This is a genomic window from Arthrobacter woluwensis, assembly GCF_900105345.1.
Taxonomy (GTDB): Bacteria; Actinomycetota; Actinomycetes; order Actinomycetales; family Micrococcaceae; genus Arthrobacter_E; species Arthrobacter_E woluwensis.
In genome coordinates this window covers 858753-877383 of record NZ_FNSN01000003.1, presented here as the reverse complement: position 1 = coordinate 877383, position 18631 = coordinate 858753, and the positions used below count along the sequence as shown (strand labels likewise).

The 18631-nt window shown below is 68.7% G+C and carries 14 protein-coding genes; 7 read left to right on the top strand and 7 right to left on the bottom strand.

The genetic code is table 11. The annotated features are described in order from the left end of the window. Positions 1-98: 98 nt before the first annotated feature. A complete protein-coding gene (ssd, locus tag BLV63_RS04645) occupies positions 99-1217 on the bottom strand; it encodes a septum site-determining protein Ssd (protein WP_082724255.1) in 1119 nt (372 codons plus the stop codon). A gap of 132 nt (positions 1218-1349) precedes the next feature. Here ssd and BLV63_RS04640 point away from each other — a divergent pair, with 132 nt between their 5' ends. Next, on the top strand, positions 1350-3068 hold the full coding sequence (locus BLV63_RS04640; RefSeq protein WP_066215924.1) for a bifunctional 3'-5' exonuclease/DNA polymerase: 1719 nt from the start codon (positions 1350-1352) through the stop codon (positions 3066-3068). 160 nt (positions 3069-3228) lie between these two features. Here BLV63_RS04640 and BLV63_RS04635 read toward each other — a convergent pair whose 3' ends face one another. From BLV63_RS04635 to BLV63_RS18635, 3 genes are read right to left on the bottom strand one after another with little or no spacing between them, the layout of a single operon-like run. Next, a complete protein-coding gene (locus BLV63_RS04635; RefSeq protein WP_066215926.1) occupies positions 3229-3909 on the bottom strand; it encodes an NUDIX hydrolase in 681 nt (226 codons plus the stop codon). After that, positions 3906-4727 carry an endonuclease III gene (nth, locus tag BLV63_RS04630; RefSeq protein WP_066215927.1) on the bottom strand — a complete coding sequence of 274 codons (822 nt, stop codon included), beginning with the start codon at positions 4725-4727 and terminating at the stop codon, positions 3906-3908. Before nth ends, BLV63_RS04635 begins: the two co-directional genes overlap by 4 nt. Before the next feature lie 6 nt (positions 4728-4733). Beyond that, positions 4734-6839, bottom strand: a complete 2106-nt coding sequence (locus tag BLV63_RS18635; protein WP_157412735.1) for a hypothetical protein — start codon at positions 6837-6839, stop codon at positions 4734-4736. A gap of 289 nt (positions 6840-7128) precedes the next feature. Here BLV63_RS18635 and acs point away from each other — a divergent pair, with 289 nt between their 5' ends. The 3 genes from acs (at position 7129) to BLV63_RS04610 (ending at position 11374) form a co-directional block, all read left to right on the top strand. After that, the gene (gene acs, locus BLV63_RS04620) at positions 7129-9099 is read left to right on the top strand and encodes an acetate--CoA ligase (RefSeq protein ID WP_066215931.1); all 1971 of its coding nucleotides are present in this window, start codon (positions 7129-7131) and stop codon (positions 9097-9099) included. A 182-nt stretch (positions 9100-9281) separates the two neighbouring features. Beyond that, positions 9282-10022, top strand: coding sequence for an ABC transporter ATP-binding protein (locus BLV63_RS04615; protein WP_066215936.1), 741 nt, complete (start codon positions 9282-9284; stop codon positions 10020-10022). Beyond that, the gene (locus BLV63_RS04610) at positions 10019-11374 is read left to right on the top strand and encodes an FtsX-like permease family protein (protein WP_066215937.1); all 1356 of its coding nucleotides are present in this window, start codon (positions 10019-10021) and stop codon (positions 11372-11374) included. The genes BLV63_RS04615 and BLV63_RS04610 overlap by 4 nt, the downstream gene beginning before the upstream one ends. A 69-nt stretch (positions 11375-11443) precedes the next feature. On the opposite strand, the gene solA is transcribed toward BLV63_RS04610, so the two are convergent. The 3 genes from solA to BLV63_RS04595 form a co-directional block, all read right to left on the bottom strand. Next, the gene (gene solA, locus BLV63_RS04605) at positions 11444-12664 is read right to left on the bottom strand and encodes an N-methyl-L-tryptophan oxidase (RefSeq protein ID WP_139244644.1); all 1221 of its coding nucleotides are present in this window, start codon (positions 12662-12664) and stop codon (positions 11444-11446) included. An 85-nt stretch (positions 12665-12749) separates the two neighbouring features. Then, complete coding sequence (locus tag BLV63_RS04600) at positions 12750-13787, bottom strand: LacI family DNA-binding transcriptional regulator (RefSeq protein ID WP_082724256.1); 1038 nt, start codon at positions 13785-13787, stop codon at positions 12750-12752. Position 13788: 1 nt separating this feature from the next. Then, positions 13789-15033: a Gfo/Idh/MocA family protein gene (locus tag BLV63_RS04595; protein WP_066215942.1), complete on the bottom strand. Its 1245-nt coding sequence runs from the start codon at positions 15031-15033 to the stop codon at positions 13789-13791. Positions 15034-15305: 272 nt separating this feature from the next. Here BLV63_RS04595 and BLV63_RS04590 point away from each other — a divergent pair, with 272 nt between their 5' ends. From BLV63_RS04590 to BLV63_RS04580, 3 genes are all read left to right on the top strand, one after another. Continuing rightward, positions 15306-16616, top strand: coding sequence for an ABC transporter substrate-binding protein (locus tag BLV63_RS04590; RefSeq protein WP_217640439.1), 1311 nt, complete (start codon positions 15306-15308; stop codon positions 16614-16616). A 66-nt stretch (positions 16617-16682) separates the two neighbouring features. Further along, positions 16683-17654 carry a carbohydrate ABC transporter permease gene (locus tag BLV63_RS04585; RefSeq protein ID WP_066215945.1) on the top strand — a complete coding sequence of 324 codons (972 nt, stop codon included), beginning with the start codon at positions 16683-16685 and terminating at the stop codon, positions 17652-17654. After that, positions 17651-18589, top strand: coding sequence for a carbohydrate ABC transporter permease (locus BLV63_RS04580; RefSeq protein ID WP_243874648.1), 939 nt, complete (start codon positions 17651-17653; stop codon positions 18587-18589). The genes BLV63_RS04585 and BLV63_RS04580 overlap by 4 nt, the downstream gene beginning before the upstream one ends. The last annotated feature ends 42 nt before the right edge of the window (positions 18590-18631 follow it).

Below are 18631 nucleotides of genomic sequence, written 5' to 3'. Positions count from 1 at the left end.
ACGCTGCCGGCGCGGAGCACCCGCCTGGAATGCACGGCGTCGACCGCTGTTCGACCGGGGAGCGGCGGACCGGGCCTGGTCTCCCTCCGGTGTCTCCTTCATCGTCCGCCACCTCCGGCCTGGGCGAGCACCGCGCCGACCACGGTCCGAACCGGACGGATCCGCGCCAGACCGGGCAGACGCCCCTCATCGGCGGCGGCCTGCACTCCACGGAGCGGTGGAATCAGGCCGTGATAGCCAAGACCCAGCCGCTTCGCGAGTTCCGCGGCTTCCGGGCCCTGACCTCGCCGGGCGCGCGCCACCAGCCCAGGCGACGACACCGGCACGTGTCCGAGCTCATTGCTCGCACGGACGGCGGCGTTCAGGGTCAGTGGAGCACATACGGTCAAGGTGTCGCACCACCAGGCGAGCTGGTGCAGTGTGGAGTCCGAAAGATCCAGGACCACCAGGTCGTAGGCCTTGCGTGCTGCGTCCAGGACCCGGGGATCGTGGATCACCGGGCCCGGTTCGACACCGCCTGCAGGCCACATCAGCACCGAGAATCCGGCGGTCTGCGGAAGCGAATTCGCGAGCCGCTCGGGACTGATCGCTCCGCTGCTCGCGTTCAGCTCGACCCAGCCCGATCCCGCGAGATCCGTGGCGGACAAGGCGTACCGAAACCCGGCATCCTGAGGTGCGGTGTTCACGAGCACCGTGCGCAGTCCCGCCTCGGCAGCTTGCGCGGCGAGCCACACCGCGAGGGTCGAAGTCCCACTCCCACCCGCGGCGCCCCACAGCCCGGCGACCAGTCCGCCGTCGCGCACGGTGCCCATGCCGCCGAGGAATTCCGCCAGCCAGCCCATGGCCGCCGGCAGGACGCCGACGCGTTCCACACCCCACATCGCCGCGCGATCCCACAGCCCCGGATCATCCTGCAGACCGAGCAGGGCATCAACGGGTCGACGACGGACGGGGAATTCCAGGACGTCCCCGCCGACGATCACTGCGCTGGACCGGTCCCAGTCCGGGACGGCGCTCTGAACGTCTTCAGCCACCCGAAGCCGCACCCCGGCGGCGGCCGCGGCGGCCCTGACCGCTTCCTGGATCGCCGGAAGACCGGTGATGAGAAGGAAGGGCGCGCCACCGCGATCTGTGCCGGCGGCCTCCCGGCCGGGCCACCCGGCGTCGCCCAGCGCGGCTGTGGAATCGTCCACGGCTTCCTGCATACGTCGTTTCATGAATCCAGCGTGCAGCCGACTGCGGCAAGCCGCCGGGGCCCGCTCGGACCATGTGGACAGCGCTCGTAGCGGCTTGTCCACAACGCGAAGAGGGCGTCAGAAAAGGTCGGTGCCAGCCGGGAGAATGGAACCATGCACATTCTGATCACCCCCGACGACGACGGCGGGGCGCACCTGTCCCGCCTCGACGACTCGGGCGTGGCGATCGGCAGCCCGTGGAAGGTCTCTGCCGAAGACCTCCCACAGGAAGTGGTGTCCCTGGAAGAGGAACAGCCCCGGTGGGTCTGGGACACCGTGCACGACTTCTACCCGCGCCTGCTGGCCGCCGGTGTGCGGCTGGCCAGATGTCACGACATCAGTCTGATCCGGACCATCCTGCGGTTCTCCTCCCTCGTTCAGGACCCTCGCTATGCCGACATGGCAGCCAGGATCACCGGCTCCGCGGACTACCCCAGCGCCGAGGCAGGCCCGGTGGAACAGCTCCAGGACAGCCTGTTCGACGCGCCCCGTCAGGCCCGGGACCACGACCTGACTCGACAGGAGTTCGCGGCACAGCTGGCGGCGATCGCGGGCTCCTCCTCCCCGGTGCGGCTGCGCCTGCTGGTCGCGGCGGAGTCGGCGGCCGGCCTGGTGGCCACGGAGATGCAGTTCCTGGGGGTTCCTTGGGACCAGGCCGCCCATCGTGGGCTGCTGGAGGAGGTTCTGGGTCCGGAGCCTCCTCTCGGTCAAAGGCCCCGGAAGATGGAAGCGCTCGTGACGGAGATGCGGGAGCTGCTCCGCTCGCCCTCCCTCAATCCGGATTCGCCGCAGGATCTCCTGCGGGCGCTGCACCGCAATGGCATCGAAGTGCGGACCACTCGGCAGTGGGAGCTGCAGGAATTCCACCATCCAGTGATCGCCCCCTTGCTGGAGTACAAGAAGCTGTCCCGTCTTTATACGGCGAACGGCTGGTCCTGGCTGGACAGCTGGGTCCGCCGCGGCCGTTTCAGATCGGATTACGTGGTGGGAGGCGTGGTCACCGGTCGCTGGTCATCCCGTGGCGGTGGGGCGCTGCAGATCCCGAAGTCGGTCCGGAACGCGGTCCGGGCTCTGCCGGGGTACAAACTGCTGGTCGCTGATGCCTCGCAGGTGGAGCCGCGCATTCTGGCGGCCATGTCGGCCGATCAGGGAATGGCCGCCGCGGCTCGCGGCCAGGACCTGTATGCCGAGATCGCCGACGCAGGATTCGGCGGCAGCCGTTCCTCCGCGAAAGTCGCGCTGCTGGGCGCGATGTACGGTGCGACGACCGGGGAATCCGCCCGGCTCATGCCGCAGCTGAAGAAGCTGTACCCGGCGGCGATCGGCCTGGTGGAGGACGCCGCGCGTCGTGGAGAACGCGGGGAGTCCGTCTCCACGTGGCTGGGCAGGACCACCCCTCCTCCCGGAGCCGCGTGGGAGGCGGCCCAGAGGACACAGACTCAGGAGGAACAGCGCCGCGCCGACTCCTGGGCCAGGTCGAGGGGCCGTTTCACCCGCAACTTCATCGTGCAGGGGACCGCGGCGGAATGGGCGGAGTGCTGGCTGGCCGGAATCCGGTCGCGCCTTCACGCGCTCGGCGCCGCCTGGCCGAAGGCCCTGGAGGGCGATACCGGCGCGGCCGGATCCTCGTCGTGGCCGATCACCGGCCCCGCAGAACTCGTCTTCTTCCTGCACGACGAGATCATGGTCCACGCCCCCGAAGGGCTCATCCCCGACTGTGTCGAGGCGGTGGAGAGTGCGGCCCGCGACGCCGGTCGGCTCCTGTTCGGCACGGCTCCGGTGGACTTCCCACTGACGGTCGCCGTGGTCGACTCCTACGACCAGGCCAAGTAGCCCGGCCAGGCCAAGCAGCCCAACCGAGCCGACTAGCCAAGCCGAGTAGCGAGGCCGAAAAGCCAGACCACGGCCTGCTGCCACGCAGGCGGACCACGCAGTCAGGACACGTGGCCGTGCACCATGGCAATGCCGAGCACCATGACGATGCGGCAGCACCTCAGAGCGTGAAGAAGTGCTTCCGGTCCGGATCCCAGGGCTTGGCCCATCCGAGGTAATGGAACGTCTCCTCCAGCAGCTTGCCGGTGAATCCCCAGATGAAGACGTCCTCCACCAGGAAGGCCGGGGACTCGAAGACGACTCCCGCCCGCTCCAGACTGGCCGTGACACGGTTCCGGGGGTCGAGGAGATCGCGCACCGGGATGCGGAACACCTGGGCCGATTCCCGCGGGTCCACCACGAACACGGGACTCACCTCGCGCCACCAGGCGAGAACGGGAGTGACCATGAAATTGCTGTACGGCAGCGGATGCGACGGCAGGACTCCCACCACGTCGACACCGGCCGGGTCCAGACCCGTCTCCTCGACGGCCTCCCGCAGAGCGGCGGCGGCCTCGTCGGCGTCGTCGGGCTCCAGCTTGCCGCCCGGGAAGGCGATCTCTCCCGCATGGCTGCCGAGCGTCGTCGCGCGCTGGAGCATCAGCAGGTCCAGGTCGTCCGGTCCCAGACTGTCCGGGTCGCGTCCGGCGCTTTCCGCCGTGGGGGCGAAGAGCATGAGGACCGCGGCGTCACGGGCGGTGTCGGGCTCGGCCAGCGTGAGCCGCCAGCGGGCGCCCAGCTCCTCGGCCAGGACGGTTCCGGCCTCGCCGGCGAACCGGCGGAGGTCCCGCAACGCGCTCACGAAGCGGACTCGGCCAGCAGTGCCCGCTGGGACGCCATTCGGATCTCGGCCGGGTCCTCCACCGCGGCGAGGTACGCCTCCCGGAGTTCCTCCTGGCCAGGAGCGAGTTCGTACTTCAGCAGCTTGGCCGCCTTGACGGGATCCGTCTCCCCCATGCCGTAGGACGGGCACCAGTGGGCCACCACGCACGCGCCGCACGCCGGCTTCCGGGAGTGGCACACCCTGCGCCCGTGGAACACGACCCGGTGGGAGAGCTGCGTCCATTCCTTGCGTTCGACCAGCTCGCCCACCTCGCGCTCCACCACCACGGGGTCATCCGAGGTGGTCCACTCGAAGCGCCGGGCGAGACGTCCGAAGTGCGTGTCGACCGTGATGCCGGGGATGCCGAACGCGTTGCCCAGCACCACATTGGCCGTCTTGCGACCCACCCCGGCCAGAGTGATGAGCTCCTCCACGGACGGCGGGACCTTGCCGTCGTATTCGTCGACCAGCCGCGTCGCCAGCGCCACGAGGTTCCGGGCTTTGGCACGGAAGAATCCGGTGGGCTGGATGATGGCTTCCAGGTCAGGAAGCTCGGCCTGTGCCATCTCGCGGGGACCCGGATAGCGGGCGAACAGTGCCGGCGTGATCTGATTGACCCTCACATCGGTGGTCTGCGCGGACAGCACCGTGGCGACCAGCAGCTCGAACGGGTTCCGGAAGTCGAGTTCGGGGTGAGCGTACGGATAGAACTCCCCCAGGACCTTGTTGATCTTCCGCGCCCGGCGTTTCTTAGCCAGCAGGCTTTCGCCGCCGGCCGCCACGGTGTTCTTCGTCATTGCGGGTCAGGAACCCCGCTCGATGTTGCGGAGATCATGCAGCACGCCGATCCGGCCGTCCTCGTTCTGGACGACCAGACCCTGCGGGCCTTCCTGCAGCGCCAGGATCCACTTGCCCGGCTCCAGGTCGAAGACGGGCGCGCCGCTCCGCTCATCCAGCGCAACACGTCGTTCCGGCACTGCGAACCAGAAGGCCTGCTGCGCCGGCTGTTCCGCTTCACGGTGAGGGTCGACGACGGCGTGAATCGGATCCGCGGACCCGGCACCCGCCGGGGCGGCGTCCTCCGTCGTGGTGGACTCCGGCTTATCGGCAGACGAGCTGCCCGAGCCCGTGTTCAGTGCACCGCCCGTGTTCAGCGCGCTGCGGAGCACCGTCACGTCGGAGTCGTCGTCCGGGTGCGGAGCGTAGAACTCCTCTTCCTCGTCCTCCGGCACGTCGACGGACTCGTTGAGCGTGGGGACGCCCAGCACGGGTTCCGGGAGCTCCGGCGCCTCGGCCACATGGGACTGGGCTTCCTTCAGAAGGTCGTCCTCGGACGGCCCCTCCGAGGCCTCATAGCCCGCGGTCGCCAGGACCTCGTCGCCCAGGATCGGGTCGGATGCAGTGGCCTGCGTCGAGGACTGTTCCGACGGCTGTGCGCCAGCATCGTAAGAGCCGGCGCCGGCGTCCGCATCGGAACCGGCCACCGGGCCGGAACCGGAATCCGCAGCTCCTGCGGCCGGCCCGGCCGAGGGTTCGTCAGCCGACGGTTCGTCAGCCGAAGCCGCGGAAACAGCGTCAGAGGAACCAGTTTCAGCGGCACCAGCGGCCTCGGCGACCGGAGAGGCCGCGGAACCGGCGTCGCGGGCTTCGCCCACGCCGTCGCCCAGACCTTCGGAGGTGCCCTCAGGAGCTTCCGGCGCGCGGTGCCGGGAGGTGGACGGCGAGGGCACGCCGCCCTCGACCTGGGAGTCAGCCGACTCGGCACCCGGCGCCGGGTGACCGGCGGAAGACTCGTCCGAGGAAGCCGCGGTTCCGGTGGCCGCCGCGGCGGCTGCCGCGCCAACACCCGCCGCGCCCGCCGCACCTGCGGCGCCGGCGGCCGGAGCGGCCCATGCCGGCCCCTGCTGCGGCTGGTAGCCCTGCGGCGCGTACGGCGAAGGAGCGCCCTGTGCCGGGCCACCCGGCTGGTCCCCGTAGCCCGGGGTGCTCGAGTACTGCTGAGCGCCGGGACCGGAGTGGACCGGCTGCGCGGGACGGTTCGCGGGGGCTGCGTCCCGTGCCACGACGTGGGCCGGAACCTCGGGACGGCCCGTGAAATCAGCGGCGAACACCGGGATGAAGCGTGCCAGCACCGTGGTCACGAACAGAAGGGCGGCGCCCAGGAGATTCAGGATCACCGACGTCCAGTTGACGTAGCCGTAGTACCCCAGGAACGGCAGGACACCGATCTGGCTCACCGCGCTCAACAGCGCCAGGGACGCCAGCACGGACGCGAGCTGGTCCAGAGAGAAGGATCCGAGGCGGAGCTTGGTGGAGGGGCTGACCCTGCGGACCAGGAATCCTATGCCGACCGCGAGCGGAAGGATCAGATCGAGGCCGAGGAACTCGAGGCTCGGAATGAACCCCAGACGTCCGAAACTTCCGAATCCGTTGCCGACCAGCAGCAGCACGATGGCGACCAGGACGAGCACATCGCGGAGGGTGAGGGGGCCCAGGAGCGCCTTCCCGCCGTCGGGCTGCTGAGATGCCGCCGCACCGCGCCCCACGGCCGGCGTCTGAGCGTAACCGGGACCGGCGTACCCCGGGCCCGGAGCGGACCGGCCATAGTCGGGTCCCGCCTGAGGTGCGGCGTGCTGCTGCACACCCGGCTGCTGGCCGTACTGCCCGGCTCCCGGCCCGGCGGGCGCACCCTGTGACGGCCGGCCATACGGCTGCCCCTGGCCCTGCTGTCCCTGGCCTCCCCCATACGGAGTGCCCGTCGCGCCGCCACCCTGCGGGCCGCCCTGGTACTGTCCGGGCGCCTGCTGCTGTGCCTGCTGCTGGCCCGGAGGTCCCCACGGGCTCTGCCCCGGATGCTGCCGGTCAGGCGTTTCCGGCCCGCCCTGATTGTTGAACTCTGGCGTTGACATCGGCTGTGTTCTCCTGTCGATGGAGGTCATGCTGCGGACTTGTCACCAGCCTAATGGGAGGACGGCCCGCCCGGGAGAAGTGTTGCCTGAGAACGCCCGGAACCCCAGCGCGGCGGCCTGCCGGATTTCTCCAGAAAAGCGCCAAATCACGCGTCGTGGCACCCCAGGCGACCGGCGGGGATTCTGTTCACTCATGGTTCACAGTGTGACCGCGGACACTCATTTGTCGGAGCGGAGGACTAAGGTGGTCGGTGGAATGCACCTCAACGAAGAAGTAGAAGGATCCAGGATGTCTGAAGAGACCACTCCAGCCGCAGGTGACGCCTTGGAAAACCTGCTCCAGGAGAACCGCAGTTTCGCCCCCACGCCCGAGTTCGCGGCGAACGCCATCGCCAGTGAGGACCTGTACGCGGAAGCCGCAGCGGATCGTCCCGCGTTCTGGGCCCGGCAAGCGCGTGAGCTGCTGAGCTGGGACAAAGACTTCGAGACCGCGTTGGACTGGAGCAATGCCCCCTTCGCGAAATGGTTCGTCGGCGGTGAGGTCAACGCGGCGTACAACGCCCTGGACCGTCATGTCGAGAACGGTCTCGGCGAGCGCGTGGCCATCCACTTCGAAGGCGAGCCGGGCGACACCCGCAGCTACACCTACGCCCAGCTCACGGACGAGGTGAAGAAGGCCGCCAATGCCTTCGAATCGCTCGGGGTGGGCAAGGGCGACCGCGTCGCGGTCTACCTCCCCATGATCCCGGAAGCCGTCATCACGCTGCTGGCCTGTGCCCGGATCGGCGCCATCCACTCGGTGGTGTTCGGCGGGTTCTCGGCCGACGCACTCCGTTCCCGCATCGACGACGCCGAAGCGAAGCTCGTCGTGACGGCCGACGGCACCTACCGCCGCGGCAAGCCCAGCGCGCTGAAGCCCGCCGTGGACGACGCTCTCGCGGCGGACGGCCACACGGTCCAGAACGTCGTCGTGGTCAAGCGCAATGGCGAGCCGGTCTCCTGGACCGAGGGCCGCGATCAGTGGTGGGACGACGTGGTGGGCGGCGCCTCCGCCGAGCACACCGCGGTGGCCCATGACTCCGAGCACCCGCTCTTCATCCTCTACACCTCCGGCACCACCGGGAAGCCCAAGGGCATCCTGCACACCACGGGCGGCTACCTGACCCAGGCGGCGTTCACCCACAAGAACGTCTTCGACCTCCACCCGGAGACCGACGTCTACTGGTGCACCGCCGACGTCGGCTGGATCACCGGCCACTCCTACGTCACCTACGCGCCGCTCATCAACGGCGCCACCCAGGTGATGTACGAAGGCACCCCGGACTCCCCGCACCAGGGACGCTGGTGGGAGATCGTGGAGAAGTACAAGGTCTCCATCCTCTACACGGCGCCCACGGCCATCCGGACGTTCATGAAATGGGGCCGCGAGATCCCGGAGAAGTACGACCTCTCCTCCATCCGCGTGCTCGGTTCCGTGGGCGAACCCATCAACCCGGAAGCGTGGATGTGGTACCGCGAAGTCATCGGCGCCAACAAAGCCCCGATCGTGGACACCTGGTGGCAGACCGAGACCGGCGCCATGATGATCTCCCCGCTGCCCGGCGTCACGGCCACGAAGCCCGGTTCGGCCCAGGTGCCGCTGCCCGGCATCGCGGTGGACGTGGTGGACGAGGTCGGCGAGACCGTGCCGGACGGCCACGGTGGCTTCCTGGTCATCCGCGAGCCCTGGCCCTCCATGCTGCGCGGCATCTGGGGTGACCCGGAGCGGTACAAAGACACGTACTGGTCCCGCTTCGATGACATGTACTTCGCGGGCGACGGCGCCAAGAAGGACGCCGACGGGGACGTCTGGCTGCTCGGCCGCGTGGATGACGTCATGAACGTGTCCGGCCACCGGCTCTCCACCACGGAGATCGAGTCTGCGCTGGTCAGCCACCCGTCCGTGGCGGAAGCCGCCGTGGTGGGCGCCAACGATGAGACCACCGGCCAGGCCGTGGTGGCCTTCGTGATCCTGCGCGAGGGCGCGGAGAACACCGGAGACGCGATCGTGCAGGATCTCCGCACCCATGTGGGCAAGGAGATCGGCCCGATCGCCAAGCCGAAGAACATCCTCGTGGTGCCGGAACTGCCCAAGACCCGTTCCGGCAAGATCATGCGCCGTCTGCTGAAGGACGTGGCGGAAGGCCGCGACCCGGGTGACGCCACCACGCTGGCGGACCCCACGGTCATGCAGCAGATCGCCGCGGACCTGCGGAAGTAGCGGTCGCCGGGGCGCGCCACACGGCGCGCCCCCTCCAAGCCGGCCGGCGACGGCGGGTGTCCCCTCTCAGCGCGAGGGTGCACACCCGCCGTCGCCGTTTTCATACCGGGGTATGAACCGCCCCGCTCAGACTCCGCTCCTGCTCCGATGTGCCGGTGGCCGGCCTTCGGAAGACTGGAGACATGACCACGATCCTGCACGCCAGAGACCTGTCCCTCTCCTACCCCGGCGCCTCGCTCCCGGCGCTTGACTCCGTCAGCCTGAGCATCAGCCACGGTGAGACGGTGGCGATCATGGGCGCGTCGGGCTCGGGCAAGACGTCCCTCCTCCACTGCCTGGCCGGCATCATCCGCCCCGCCAGCGGTTCCATCACCTTCGTCTCGGGCGCCGGCCCGCTCCAGGTCGAGACCCTCGACGACGGTGCCCGCGCACGCCTGCGCCGCGAGGAGTTCGGCTTCGTCTTCCAGCAGGGTCTCCTGCTGCACGAACTGACGGCCCTGGAGAACGTGGCGGTGGCGCGCATGCTCAACGGGGTCCCCCGCGCGCACGCCGAGGAGGAGGCCGCCCGCTGGCTGGCCCACCTCGGCCTCGCCGGAATGGAAAACCGCAGGCTCGGCGAGCTGTCCGGCGGGCAGGCGCAGCGGGTGGCCATCGCTCGGGCCCAGATCACGGGCGCCCGCCTCATCTTCGCGGACGAGCCCACCGGGGCCCTCGACTCCGCCACCTCCGCGGAGGTCCTCGACCTCCTCCTCGGCACGGTCGGGGAAGGACGCACCCTGGTGATGGTGACCCACGATCCCGAGGTGGCACGCCGCTGCGGCCGCATCGTGACCCTGAGCGACGGCCGGATCGTCTCCGACACCGGCTCCGCCACGGCCTCGGTCCCGGGGACCTTCGGCCTCGGAAGCGGTGCGGCCCGATGAACACCCTCCGGACCTCACTCCGCCTGGCCGGCCTTTTCCGGCGCCGGCAGGACGGAGACCGCGCGGCGACCCTGCTGCCGCTCCTCTCCTTCGCCCTCGTCACGGCGCTGCTCCTGCTGGTCACGGGCGGCGCGCAGGCGTTCTTCCGCTGGGATGACGAACTCGCCATCACCTACCAGATCCTCGCCGTGATCGCCCTGGTCCTGCTGCTCGTGCCGCTCGGCACCGTGGGCGCTTCGGCCGCGAAACTCGCCGCACGACGCCGGGACGACCGCCTGTCCTCACTGCGCCTCCTGGGGGCCTCCACCGGGACGGTCACCCTCCTGACCGTGCTGGAGGCCGCGACCACCGCACTGCTCGGGTCCCTCCTGGGCGTCGTCCTCTACTGCGCCACCGCGCCGTTGCTCGGGCTGCTCCATTTCCGGGGCGCCGCGCTGGGCGATCAGATCTGGCTGCCGTGGGCCGTGGTGCCCCTCCTGGCTCTGGGGATCGTGCTGCTCGCCTCGGTGAGCGCCGTCGTCGGGCTCCGCTCCGTGGTGGTGACGCCGCTGGGCGTCCGCACCCGGCAGCGCGCCGGCACCGCCCACTGGGTCCGCGCCCTCGTGGCGGCCGGAATCGTGATCGTCGGCGTGCTTCTCATGCAGGGCATCGGCGCCCTGGGCCAGTTCGGCGGGGTCGCCGCGATGATCATCGCCATGGCCGTGGTGTTCGGCGGGGCTTTGCTCGCTCTCAACTTCATCGGTCCGTGGTTCATCCGCGTGGTGGCCCGCCGACGGCACCGGAAGGCGCCCACCGTCGCGAAGCTCCTCGCCGCGCGGATGATCCTCGAGGACCCCAAATCCGCGTGGCGTCAGGTCAGCGGTGTGGCGATGACGAGCTTCGTCGGGGTGTTCGGCGCGGTCGGTCTCGCGATGGCGGCGATCACGGAGGACCATCCCATGGATGACGCTTCGCGCTGGCTCATGCGGGACATCTCGACGGGGGTTCTCGTGACCGTCGCCGCGTCGTTCGTGATGGTGGCCTGCTCGGTGGGGATCAATCAGGCCGCCTCGACCCTGGACCGCGCCGCCGTGCACGTGTCGCTGGACCGGCTCGGCATGCCCCGCTCCGTGATGGTCGAGGCCAGCCGCCGTTCCGTCATGTCCGCTCTGTGGGTCGTGGCCGGCGGTTCCGCGGCCTGCGCAGTCGGGCTGCTGTTCCCGCTCGTGGGTTTCGCCGTCTTCGTTCAGCCGCTCGCGGTGCTGACGACCGCGGCCGTGTTCGTGGCCGGCTTCGTGGTGGTGCGCGGCGCGGCGGCACTGGCCGCCCAGCTCGTGCCGGGCATCCTGGCCCGCCCGGAGCGGGTCCTCTAGATCGCTCTTTGGAGGACGAAGGGGCGGGCGCCGGAGGATTCCGGCGCCCGCCCCTTCGCCGTTCCCGGCTCAGTGATGAAGCTGGAAGGTCGGCACGAAATCCGGGTCCGTGATGGCCGGTCTCCGCAGCGAGAACGCCTCGATGGGGTGCGCCGTGGAGCCCTCGGTCAGCAGCTCGGCGAGGATGCGGCCCATGAGGGAGGCGAACTTCCCCGCATGCCCCGCCCCGTTGAACACCGCCACATGCGGCGCGCCGGGCACGGTGTCCACGACGAAGTCGCGGTCGGCCGGCATGTCGTACACACACGTCTTGTTCGCATACACGGGCCCGACGGCGCCCGGCAGGTGCCGCCGCAGGAACCCTTCCAGCAGCGCGGCTTCCTCGGCGTCGCCTTCGTAGACCCGCTCGTCGCTGCTGATGAAGCGGCCGCGCATGTCCCGCGCGATCTTGACCGCCGGCTCGCCGTAGACCGGGAACCCGTAGTGGTCCTGCTCGCCGTGGAAGATCCAGATGGGGAACCGGTCCGGGGTGAACTCGGACAGGCGGGCCGACGTGAAGTAGCTGACCTGTTCCTGCGACAGGGTGAGCCGGTAGTCCAGCCCGAGGTCCGGCATGAGCTCGCCGAGCCACGAGGACACGGCCACCACGAGCCGGTCCGCGGAGAAGTCGCCCCGCGGCGTCCGTACGGTCACGCTGTCAGGCCTGACCTCGACACCGGTGGCGCGGGTGTGCGGGAGGAAGGTCACCCCGTGGGCGAGGGCCAGGGAGGTGTGGGCAGCGACGCTCGCCCGGATGTCGATCAGCCCTCCGGCTTCCTGGTACATGCCGGTGACGTCGTCCTCGATGCGCCACTGGGGCCAGCGGCGGCGGATCTCTTCGGCGTCGAGGTCCTCGTAGGGGATGCCCTGCGCTGCGAGCGCACCGCGGTAGGCGTCGAGCGAGGCGCGGGCCGCGGGTTCTGAGGAGGAGAGATCCAGCCCGCCGGTCCGGAGGTAGAGCGGCAGCCCGGACTGTTCCTCCACGTGCGCCCAGGCCTCGAACATGGCGGGCGTCAGGGCCGTGTACGCGGTGCTGTGATACGCGTGCCGGATGATGCGGGAGACGTCGCCCGACGAGTTCCGTGTGTTGACCAACTCGTCCTGCTCCAGGACGAGCACCCGGGTGCCCGGGGTCTGGGAGAGCCAGTAGGCGGTGGCCGAACCGATGGCGCCCGCGCCGATGACGATGTGCGTGTACCCGCCCGGCATGGCGTTCTCCCGTCGTTGAGCGATCCCTTCCGAGACTGGCACACCGGCCGTGACGCATGGTAGTCCATGACGCCCCTTTGCGGGGCGGGGATGCGTGGCGGCGCCGGGACACGGACGGCGAGCGCGCTCAGGAACCCTCGGCGTGGCAGCCGCACGACCGCCGCAGGATCAGCTCGCAGTCGAACACCTGGTTCCGGGAGGGCTCGTCCCGCTCGGCCCCGATGATCGCCCGGACGCCGGCCTCGGCCATCTCCTTGACGGGCTGCCGCACGGTGCTCAGCGGCGGCCAACAGTATTCCGCCTCGTCCGAACCGTCGAACGCCATGACCGCCACGTCGTCGGGCACACGGAGACCGGCTTCCTGGACCGCGCGGAGGAAGCCGATGGCCTGCTGGTCCGAGCTGATGAACACCGCGGCCGGCCGCGGCGTGACGGCGAGGAACTGCTTCCCGGCCTCGTAGCCGCCCTGCCGGTCGAAAGTGCAGCGGAAGATCCGTCCTTCCGACGCCCCCAGGCCCTGCAGGGCCGAGCGCCAGCCGCCTTCGCGGCGATCCGGCGCGTTCCCGGTGGTGAGACCCATGACCAGAGCGATGTCCCGGTGACCGTGCGAGGCCAGGTGCTCGACCGCGCGTCGTGTGCTCTCGGAGAATTCCGGGCCGATCGCATCCACCGACGGCGACTCCTCGGAGAAGTTCAGCAGCACCGTCCGGACGCCGCGCTCCCGGAGCTCCTGGATGTCCGGCTGCACGAGGACCGAGCAGAGGAACACCCCGTCCACCTGCCGGTCGATGAAGTTCCTGAGGTGCCGCCGCTCAACGGTCAGCGAATCCCGGGAGTCGGCCAGCAGCATGGCGAATCCCTGTTCCTCCGCGGCCTGCTCGACGGCCTCGGCCAGGCTCGCGAAGAACGGGTTGCTGATCTTCGGGACCACCATGCCGAGAATCTGCGAGGACCCCTTCTTGAGGGCCCGCGCCGCCGCATTGGGCCGGTAGCCGAGCGCCGCGATGGCCTGCCGGACCTTCTCCTCGGTGGCCGGCGCCACGTTCTTGGGTCCCCCGTTGACCACATAGCTCACGACGGCGGTGCTGACGCCCGCGAGGCGGGCGACGTCCTTCCGCGTGATCACGGGTCGGGAGGAGGCGGAGAGGTCCGGCATAGCCACCATGCTAGCCGCGGGCGGCCTCGGTGCTGCGGGCCGCCGGAAGCTCCGGGGCGTCCCCGAAGTCATGGATCGGGAGCCGTTCCCCTCCCCGGAGTGCCGACTGGTGGGCCACGATGCCCGGCAGCGTGAAGCGGGCGGCCGTCCAGGCGTTCACGGGCGGCAGCGAACCCGTGGCGACGGCGGTCACGAAGTCGTCCACCAGGAAGGCGTGACTCCCCTCGTGTCCGCTCGGCAGGGCGCGGAGTTCCGCGGGGAGCCGAGACGGATCGTGCACGGGGGCGAGGCCCGAGACGAAGGCGTCGCGAAGGGCGGGGTCGACGTCGGCGAGGGACGGGTCATCGAGCGGGATGCTGGGCAGGGTGCTGATCTGCTCACTCACATCGGTGAAACCCTCCTTGTCCTGCCACACGGCCGTCTCGACGAGTTGCTCGAAGCTGCCCTCGGTGCCGAAGTACCGGAAGCGGCTCTCGCGCAGATGGGACGGGTAGCCCACGCGCCGGAACTCGTTGATGCGGATGCTCCCGCCGCCGTCCATCTCGAACAGGGCCGTGGCGTTGGAGAAGTCGTTGTCGAACATGCTGATCTCGCGGTCGAAGACGCCGTCGCCACGCTCGTCCCGGACGCCGATGCAGCTCACGCTCGTCACATGGCCTCCGATGCCCCCGAGGACTCCGCCCAGGGAGTGCGTCGGGTAGAGCATGGGCGGGTAGCTGGCGGTCTTCTGCCATTCCTCCCCGCCGCTGTACTGGTAGGCGGCGTAGAAGCCGAGGTCCATGTCGTGGACGTAGTCGCCTTCGGCGTAGAAGATCCGGCCGAACGCGCCGTCGGCCTTGCGGTCGCGAGCATAGATCGTGGCCGGGTTGTAGTAGCTGGTCTCCCCCATCATGTAGGTCAGCCCGGTCTCCCGGACGGCCTCGATGATGGCGGCGATCTCCTCTTCGCTGATCGCCATGGGCACCGCGGAGTAGACGTGCTTGCCCGCCCTGAGCGCCTGTACCACCAGCGGTCCATGAGTCCATCGCTGCGTGAAGATCGCGACGGCGTCGACGTCGGAGGCCAGCATGTCCTCGAAGCTGGGGAACGTGCCGGCCAGGTCCTGGCGGGCTGCCAGCGTCTCCGCCCGCTCGGCGAGCACATCGGTGACGTAGACGTCCCGCACGAGGGGGTGGGCCTTGAAGAGTTTGGCGAACTGGCCGGAGAACTGGCCGGCGCCGACGATTCCGAGGGAGAACGGTGAGATCTGAGTCATGCGGAAGAGTCTCCCAGCGCGATCTACTCGAGTCAATAGACCTGAGATTCTTCCTGAAAAGCTTGCATTACACGGAAGTGACACGTGTAGATTGTTGACTCAGACCCTCCGCTGGACCCCGACATTCCGCGGCAGAAGGGTCGCCGCGCCGACGCGACACTCAGATCGGTTCTGAATCTTTATGTTTGCGAAGGTTTCTTCTTGTTCACTTTTGTTCCATTGACTGCTAGTGTGGCGCACATCACAGGCAATGGGTTCTTGAAGGAGAAAAAATGCCACAGCCTCAGATGCCGGCCGGCAGCGTAGTCGCCCCGCGTCGCACCGTTCTCAAATCCTTCGCACTCGGCGCGGCCGGCCTCGCCGGCGTTCCGCTCCTCGCGGCGTGCACCGGGGGTTCCGGCCCCTCCGGCGGTGGCTCCGCCGCCACCACGTTCACCCTGGGTTCGAGCCTGTCCGACGAAGTGCCGAAGAAGGCCCTCGCCGACACGCTCGCCGCCTTCCAGAAGAAGTCCAGCAAGTCCGCCACCATCAACACCGTTCCCCACAACGATTTCCAGAACAAGATCAACTCGTACCTGCAGGGTTCCCCGGACGACGCCTTCACCTGGTTCGCCGGCTACCGCATGCAGTACTACGCGGGCAAGGGACTGCTGGCGCCCATCGACGACGTTTGGTCCAAGATCGGGGGCAACTACTCCGACGCTCTCAAGAAGGCCTCCACCGGCCCCGACGGCAAGATGTACTTCATCCCGAACTACAACTACCCCTGGGGCTTCTTCTACCGGAAGAGCGTCTGGGCGGCCAAGGGCTACGAGGTCCCCACCACCTTCGATCAGCTCAAGACCCTGTGCGCCAAGATGAAGAGCGACGGCATCATCCCGATCGGCTTCGCCGACAAGGACGGCTGGCCGGCGATGGGCACCTTCGACTACCTGAACCTGCGGCTCAACGGCTACCAATTCCATGTGGATCTCTGTGCCCACAAGGAATCCTGGGACCAGAAGAAGGTCAGCGACGTCTTCGACACCTGGAAGGCCCTGCTGCCATACCAGGACCCGGGCGCACTCGGCCAGACCTGGCAGGACGCCGCCAAGGCCCTCGCGGGACAGAAGACCGGCATGTATCTCCTCGGTTCCTTCGTCACGCAGCAGTTCACCGACCCCGCCGTGCTCAAGGACATCGACTTCTTCCCCTTCCCCGAGGTGGCGGTCGAGGGTCAGGAGGCCGTGGAGGCGCCGATCGACGGCTTCCTGCTCTCCAAGAAGGGCGGCGACAACCAGGCGGCCAAGGACTTCCTGCAGTTCATGGGCACCCCGGAAGGCCAGGACGCCTACTACAAGGGCGATCCCTCCAACATCCAGACCGCGAAGGGCTCCGACCAGAGCGGCTTCACGGCCCTGAACAAGAAGTGCGCGGACGTCATCGGCCAGGCGAAGTCGATCACGCAGTTCTTCGACCGCGACGCCCTCCCGGCGATGGCCAACAATGTCATGATCCCGGCGCTCCAGGCCTTCCTCAAGGACGGCACCGTGGACGTCAAGAATCTCGAGTCCCAGGCCAAGGCCCTCTACTCGGCTCAGTAGCCCGGACCCACCGGTGGCCGGGGCGCTCCCCGGAACGCCCCGGCCACCATCGCAAGGAGATCCCCCATGACCACCTCTTCCACCGCCTCCCGGACGGGCGGCGGCCCCGCACCCCGGAAGGGCCCCGCACCCCGGAAGCGCCGGGGCCGCGTCCGCCGGCTCAGCAGACGCGATGTGCTCGTCCTGAGCGCCATGGTCGCCATCCCGACCCTCATCCAGCTGATCTTCGTCTGGCTTCCCACGCTCTTCTCCATCGGGCTGAGCTTCATCAAATGGAACGGCCTGGACTTCTCGGACATGAAGCCCGCAGGCGTGGACAACTACCGCTTCATCCTGCAGGACTATCCGCCCTTCTGGCCCGCCATCCAGCACAACGTCCTCTGGCTGGTGTTCCTGGCCGTCATCGCCACCCCGATCGGGCTCCTGCTGGCGGTCCTGCTGGATCAGAACATCCGCGGGACCCGGATCTACCAGAGCATCTTTTTCGCGCCCGTCATGCTCTCGCTCGCCCTGGTCGGCATCATCTGGCAGCTCTTCTACCAGCGGGACAACGGCCTCCTCAACTTCCTCCTCGGCACCGCGGGCACACCGCAGGCGGTCGACTGGTTCGGGGATTCCTCCGTCAACATCTGGGCCGCGCTGATCGCCGCCACCTGGCGCCACGCCGGCTACGTCATGCTGCTCTACTTGGCGGGTCTCAAGGGCGTGGACCCCACGCTCCGGGAGGCGGCCGCCATTGACGGGGCGAACAGCTTCCAGACCTTCTTCCGTGTGGTGTTCCCGGCGATGAAGCCCGTGAACATCGTCATCGTGGTCATCACCATCATCGAATCCCTCCGCGCGTTCGACGTCGTCTACGTCATCAATCGCGGCACGAACGGCCTGGAGCTCCTCTCCGCGCTGGTCATCCAGAACCTGGTCGGCGAAGGACAGGTCCTCGGGGTCGGATCGGCGCTGGCCACCGTCCTCCTGGTCGTCTCCCTCGTCCCGATCGTCTTCTACCTCACCCGCACCTTCGGAAAGGACAGCAGATCGTGAGCAGCACCACCGCACCCCGGACCCGCACCGCCGGGCGGCAGGCGGGCGTCGCCGTCGCGCACGACGCCGTGCAGCGGGGCTCCAAGCGCAAGCGCCACTACGGGACGCACCTCTTCCTCGTGGTGATGGCCGTGATGTGGCTGGTGCCGCTCGGCTGGGCGCTGTACACCGCCCTGCGCCCGAGCTGGGCGACCAATCAGTACGGCTACTTCAGCGTCCAGGGCCCCTTCAACTTCGACAACTTCGTGCAGGCGTGGACCCAGGGAGGGTTCTCCAAGTACTTCTGGAACTCGGTGATCATCACCGTGCCGGCGGTGCTGCTGACACTGTTCCTCGCCTCGCTCATGGCCTTCGCGGTGAGCCGCGTGAACTGGAAGTTCAACATCACCCTGCTGATCATGTTCACCGCCGGCAATCTGCTCCCGCCCCAGGTGCTCGCGGCGCCGCTGTTCCTCATGATGAAGCACTTCCAGGTCCCGTATGCGGTCAGCGACTCCGGCAACATGCTCAACACCTACGTCTCCGTGATCGCGGTGAACACGGCCTTCCAGATCGGCTTCTGCACCTTCGTGCTCTCGAACTACATGAAGGCTCTGTCCCCGGACCTCACCGAGGCGGCGCTCGTGGACGGGGCAGGTCTGTGGCGGCAGTACTGGGAGATCATCATGCCGCTGTGCCGCCCGGCCTTCGCCGCCCTCGGCACTCTGGAAGTCATCTTCATCTACAACGACTTCTTCTGGCCCCTGCTCTTCATCCAGAACGGCGACAGGCTTCCGGTCACGACGGCGATCAACAACCTCCAGGGTCAGTTCTTCAACGACTACAACCTCCTGGCGGCCGGAGCCGTGATCACGGTGATCCCCACCCTGGTCATCTACCTCCTGCTGCAACGGCAGTTCGTCGCGGGGCTCACCCTGGGGTCCAGCAAGGGGTGAGCCGCGCCGTCGACCCCGCTCAGGTACCGCAGCACTAGACTT

Bases quoted from the DNA above. Each gene is read 5' to 3' on its own strand.
- ssd (WP_082724255.1), bottom strand. From the start codon at position 1,217: ATGAAACGACGTATGCAGGAAGCCGTGGACGATTCCACAGCCGCGCTG.
- BLV63_RS04640 (WP_066215924.1), top strand. From the start codon at position 1,350: ATGCACATTCTGATCACCCCCGACGACGACGGCGGGGCGCACCTGTCC.
- nth (WP_066215927.1), bottom strand. From the start codon at position 4,727: ATGACGAAGAACACCGTGGCGGCCGGCGGCGAAAGCCTGCTGGCTAAG.
- BLV63_RS18635 (WP_157412735.1), bottom strand. From the start codon at position 6,839: ATGTCAACGCCAGAGTTCAACAATCAGGGCGGGCCGGAAACGCCTGAC.
- acs (WP_066215931.1), top strand. From the start codon at position 7,129: ATGTCTGAAGAGACCACTCCAGCCGCAGGTGACGCCTTGGAAAACCTG.
- BLV63_RS04615 (WP_066215936.1), top strand. From the start codon at position 9,282: ATGACCACGATCCTGCACGCCAGAGACCTGTCCCTCTCCTACCCCGGC.
- BLV63_RS04610 (WP_066215937.1), top strand. From the start codon at position 10,019: ATGAACACCCTCCGGACCTCACTCCGCCTGGCCGGCCTTTTCCGGCGC.
- BLV63_RS04600 (WP_082724256.1), bottom strand. From the start codon at position 13,787: ATGGTGGCTATGCCGGACCTCTCCGCCTCCTCCCGACCCGTGATCACG.
- BLV63_RS04595 (WP_066215942.1), bottom strand. From the start codon at position 15,033: ATGACTCAGATCTCACCGTTCTCCCTCGGAATCGTCGGCGCCGGCCAG.
- BLV63_RS04590 (WP_217640439.1), top strand. From the start codon at position 15,306: ATGCCACAGCCTCAGATGCCGGCCGGCAGCGTAGTCGCCCCGCGTCGC.
- BLV63_RS04585 (WP_066215945.1), top strand. From the start codon at position 16,683: ATGACCACCTCTTCCACCGCCTCCCGGACGGGCGGCGGCCCCGCACCC.